The following is a 4,167-nucleotide window of genomic DNA, read 5'->3' on the forward strand; positions in this document are numbered from 1 at the left end:
GGACACGGCGTAGGCCTCGATCGCGTCCCGCTGGTACTCCGCCAGCCCCGGGGCGATGGCCTCGTACGCCGCGCGCCAGTCCTCGTTCTCCACGCAGGAACGCCCGATCGCGCGGTACTCGTCGGCGGACACGGCCTGCAGGGACGTGAGCGACCGGTACTGCGCGTCGATCTCGGCCTGCACGGGCTCGGCGTCCGCCGGGGCGCCCCCGGCCATGTGCTCGGCCAGCCGGATCATCAGCGCCGTGCGCTCGCGCTGCCCGGCCTCGACCTCGGCCGGGGTCATGGCGGCGGCCCGCCGCCCCGCCTCCCCGGCGAGCCCGGGAAAGTCGCGCAGGTTCTCCTCGTACCGGGAGGGCTGAACGCCCTCGAACAGGTTCTCCGGTCGGTTGATCGCGGTCATGGTCGTGCCGTCCTTCCTGGAATGTTCCAACTCGGCGATCGTGCGGGCGACGGTCGCGGCCAGGGCGTCCAGCCGGTCCCGCTCGGAGAGCAGCCGCAGATGGTGTCCCCGCAGGGCCTCCACCGTGTCGACCTGGGCGGCCAGGACCCTGCCGATCTCCGGCAACCCGACGCCCAGTTCCCGCAGGACGAGGATCTGCTGCAGCAGCAGGAGTTGGTGCTCCTCGTAGTAACGGTGGCCGTTGGAGCCGATCCGGGCCGGCGGCAGCAGACCGATCTCGTCGTAGTGCCGCAGGGTCCGGGCGGTCACCCCCGACATGCGGGCGACCTCGGAGATCGGCCAGTCCATCGCCACATCCTCACTCCCTGACGAGCACTCCCTCACGAGCGCCTCACCGGGCCGGTTTCTCCGGCCCTGGTCATGACCGTAGAAGCTGCCGCAGCGGCAACTTCAAGCCCGGATCCGCGCCGGATCCAGGCCGGTCGGGCTCAGCACTCGCCCTCTTCGACGGCGATGGAGAGGCTGACTTCGACGCTCGTCAGCGCCGATTCCGGTTCCGTTGGTGACACACTCAGGCAGAACGCGGCGTCGACGTCCGTCGCCGTGACCTCGAACAGGTCGACGGAGGTGGCCGCGTCCTCGTCGTAGGGATCGTTCGCTTCCTCGACGGACACCACGCCGCCGATCGAGGGGCCTTCGCCGCTCTCCTCCAGCGCGTCGCGGATCATGCTCTCGTAATCGCCGGCCCACGACCCCACGGTCTGCGGCGTCGCCTCCAGGTTCCGGACGGCCACGTTCACGGCGTCGCGCAGCTCGCCCTCGCTCCACGAAGAGCTCGCGTGGAGGTAGTACATGCCCCCGGCGGCGAACAGCAGGGATCCGATGATGAGGCCCGCCCCGACCGGATTTCTCGGGTTGTAGACATAGCGACTTGTTCCCCAGTTCGAGCGGACGAATATCGGCTCGTCGTCATGGTCCTTGCTCATGTCCGGGAGCCTAGTTGTCGGTTGTTCCCGGCCGGCGGGGCGGTTCGCGACGCACCCGCGCGCGGTCTCTTCACCGGAAGTGGGGCAACGATCACCGCCCGGTGCGCGTCTGATCAAGCGTGATGGATTCTCCTGAGTCTCCGGACTCCGATGACCGCTACGACGACGATGACGCGAGCGTCCGCCCCGGCCCCTGGTGGCGCCATGCGCTGTGGGTGGCGGCCGTCACCGCCGCCGGAGTGGCGCTCGGCTGGGTGGGCGCCCTGTTCCGGATCGGACCGGAGGAGTTCGGCCTGCCGCCCGCCGCTCCGGGAGCGCTCTGGCCCTATCTGCTCACCTGGGCCGCGATCGGCGTGGCCCTGGCCGCCGTGCTGCGGTTCGTGGCGGCCAGGGTTCCGGTCTACGAACCGGAGAAGGCCCTCATCGGGGCCGTCCTGATCGGTACGCGTCTCTCGCTCGGATGGCGGCCGGAGGCCCTGGAAGTCGCCGGTCTGGCCGCGGCCGCGCTGCTGCTGGTGGTCCTATGGTGCGCCGTCGCCCTGCGCGGCGCGGACGTCGTGCGACGGTCCGAGGAGGCCTCCCGCCCGGCCTAGGGCAAGTCGGCGGCCGCTCGCCGGGCCCCGGGACACGCCGACCGAGGGGCCGGGGATACGTCAGGCTCGCGGGCACACTGGGACAGCCCCCGAATCCCCGTACGAAGGAGCGTCCAGTGGCCCTCACCCGTGAAGAGCGCGAACAGTTCCTCGCCGAACCCCATGTCGCCGCACTGGCCGTCGCGTCGGGGGAGGGCGACCGGGCCCCGCTCAGCGTGCCCATCTGGTACGAGTACGAGGCAGGCGGCGATGTCCGGATCCTCACCGGCCGCACCTCGCGCAAGGCCGAACTGATCGCCGCTGCGGGCCGGTTCACGCTGCTGGTCGACCGGCTGGAGCCGACCATCCGGTACGTCTCCGTCGAGGGGCCCGTCGTCGACACCCGCCCCGCCACGCGCGCCGACCTGGAGCACGTGTCGGCGCGCTACCTGCCGACCGAGAAGGTCGCCGGTTACGTGGAGTTCGCCTGGGAGAACCACGGCGAGCAGGTGGTGATCACCCTGCGCCCCGAGCGCTGGGTCAGCTCGGACCTCGGCCAGGTCTGAGCCCCGGCCGTGCGGCCTCCACCCGGAAAGCCCCGGCCGTGCGGCCTTCACACGGGCGAGGCCCCGCCCCGGCCGGGGCCTTCCACGTGTGGCGACGCCGACACGGGGGAGGCGTGCCCCATGCACTCCTGGACCTTTGAGGACATGCCCGACCTCGGCGGCACCACCGCCGTGGTCACCGGCGCCAACAGCGGCATCGGCGCGGTGACCGCCCTCGTGCTGGCCCGCTCCGGCGCCCGTACCCTCCTCGCGTGCCGCGACCCGGAGCGCGGCCGGCGTGCCGTGGACGCCGTGCGCCGGGCCGCCCCCGGCTCGGACGTACGGCTCGTCCGCCTCGACCTGGCCGATCTGAGCAGCGTGGCCGAGGCCGCCGAGGTCATCGGCAAGGAGGTCGACGGGCGGCTCGACCTGCTGGTGAACAACGCCGGGGTGATGGCCCTGCCGCTCCTGCGTACCGCGGACGGTTTCGAGATGCAGTTCGGCACCAACCACCTGGGCCACTTCGCCCTGACGCTCCGGCTGCTTCCGGTCCTCGGGGTCCGGGGCCCGGCGCGCGTGGTGACCCTCTCCTCGCTCGGCCACCGTATCGGCCGCATCGATCTCGACGACCTCAACGCCGAGCGCTCTTACAGCAAATGGGGAGCCTACGGCCAGTCCAAGCTCGCCAATCTCCTGTTCACGAACGAGCTGGACCGGCGGGCCCGCGCCGCCGGCCGGGACCTGATCGCCCTGGCGGCCCATCCCGGCCTCTCCGCAACGGAGTTGGGACAGGCCGGGCCGCGTCTCGGCGGGCGGAACTGGGCCGCGAAGCTGGAGCGGACCTCGCGGCTGTACACCCAGCCGGCGTCGGCGGGCGCCCTGCCCGTCCTGTACGCGGCGACGCTGCCCGACGCCCCGGGCGGCTCCTACTACGGCCCCTCCCGCCTCGGCGAGACCCGGGGAGCCCCCGCCCCCGCCCGGAAGTCGCACCGCGCCCAGGACGCCTCCACGGCACGGGCATTGTGGGACGAGTCGGCCAGGCTGACCGGGCTGGACGCCGACGCCGCATGACGGGCCCCAGGGTCGCACGAAAACAAGTCGTGTGGTCCCGGGGCACGTTGCTAGGAAGGGGCCATGGACACCGATGCGCTGGATCGCCCGAATCCGCTGGACCGTCTGATCGCCGAGCGAGCCTGCGAACGGCTGATCGTCGAGTTCGTCCGCAGGCTCGATCTGGGCGAACCCGCCGATGTGGCCGAGCTGTTCACCCCGGACGGGGTGTGGGAGTGGGCCGAGGGGGGCCGGCGGATCGAGGGCCGGGACGCCCTGCGCGCCTACTTCGCCGGCCGCCCCGCCGACCGGCTCTCGCGCCGTCTGTGCACCAACATCCTGGTGACCCTGACGTCCGCCGCGACCGCGACCGCGAGCACGTACTTCACGACGTTCCGCGTGGACGGCCACACCGGCGGCATGCTGCCGCCGCGCCTCCCCGTGCAGGTCGGGCGCTACGAGGACACGTTCCTCAAGGTCGACGGCCGGTGGCTCCTCGCCGCGCGGGAGCTGTTCCTCGACTTCGGGGGCCCGACCGAACGGCTGGGTCCGGCGGACGCCCGGCGCGAGGCGTAGGAGGGGAGAAGCCCGGTGCCCGGCAGGTACGCCTGC

Annotated in this window: 6 protein-coding genes; 4 read left to right on the forward strand and 2 right to left on the reverse strand. The window is 72.3% G+C overall.

Annotated features, from left to right (window positions below):
* Both ACFWM7_RS34125 and ACFWM7_RS34130 read right to left on the reverse strand, forming a co-directional pair.
* The coding region (locus ACFWM7_RS34125) for a MerR family transcriptional regulator (protein ID WP_383268336.1) at positions 1-750 on the reverse strand (750 nt) is incomplete at its 3' end.
* Positions 751-890: 140 nt separating this feature from the next.
* Positions 891-1,388: a hypothetical protein gene (locus tag ACFWM7_RS34130; RefSeq protein WP_383268339.1), complete on the reverse strand. Its 498-nt coding sequence runs from the start codon at positions 1,386-1,388 to the stop codon at positions 891-893.
* A 122-nt stretch (positions 1,389-1,510) separates the two neighbouring features.
* Here ACFWM7_RS34130 and ACFWM7_RS34135 point away from each other — a divergent pair, with 122 nt between their 5' ends.
* The 4 genes from ACFWM7_RS34135 to ACFWM7_RS34150 all read left to right on the forward strand — a co-directional run bounded on the left by ACFWM7_RS34135 (position 1,511) and on the right by ACFWM7_RS34150 (position 4,131).
* Positions 1,511-1,981, forward strand: coding sequence for a hypothetical protein (locus ACFWM7_RS34135; RefSeq protein ID WP_383268342.1), 471 nt, complete (start codon positions 1,511-1,513; stop codon positions 1,979-1,981).
* Between the two features lie 116 nt (positions 1,982-2,097).
* Positions 2,098-2,526 carry a pyridoxamine 5'-phosphate oxidase family protein gene (locus ACFWM7_RS34140; RefSeq protein ID WP_383268345.1) on the forward strand — a complete coding sequence of 143 codons (429 nt, stop codon included), beginning with the start codon at positions 2,098-2,100 and terminating at the stop codon, positions 2,524-2,526.
* Between the two features lie 120 nt (positions 2,527-2,646).
* Positions 2,647-3,576: an oxidoreductase gene (locus tag ACFWM7_RS34145; protein ID WP_383268347.1), complete on the forward strand. Its 930-nt coding sequence runs from the start codon at positions 2,647-2,649 to the stop codon at positions 3,574-3,576.
* A gap of 63 nt (positions 3,577-3,639) precedes the next feature.
* Positions 3,640-4,131, forward strand: coding sequence for a nuclear transport factor 2 family protein (locus ACFWM7_RS34150; RefSeq protein ID WP_383268350.1), 492 nt, complete (start codon positions 3,640-3,642; stop codon positions 4,129-4,131).
* Positions 4,132-4,167 lie beyond the last annotated feature (36 nt).

This window comes from Streptomyces sp. NPDC058375, assembly GCF_042723425.1.
Lineage (GTDB): Bacteria > Actinomycetota > Actinomycetes > Streptomycetales > Streptomycetaceae > Streptomyces > Streptomyces durocortorensis.

Bases quoted from the DNA above. Each gene is read 5' to 3' on its own strand.
- ACFWM7_RS34130 (WP_383268339.1), bottom strand. From the start codon at position 1,388: ATGAGCAAGGACCATGACGACGAGCCGATATTCGTCCGCTCGAACTGG.
- ACFWM7_RS34135 (WP_383268342.1), top strand. From the start codon at position 1,511: ATGGATTCTCCTGAGTCTCCGGACTCCGATGACCGCTACGACGACGAT.
- ACFWM7_RS34145 (WP_383268347.1), top strand. From the start codon at position 2,647: ATGCACTCCTGGACCTTTGAGGACATGCCCGACCTCGGCGGCACCACC.
- ACFWM7_RS34150 (WP_383268350.1), top strand. From the start codon at position 3,640: ATGGACACCGATGCGCTGGATCGCCCGAATCCGCTGGACCGTCTGATC.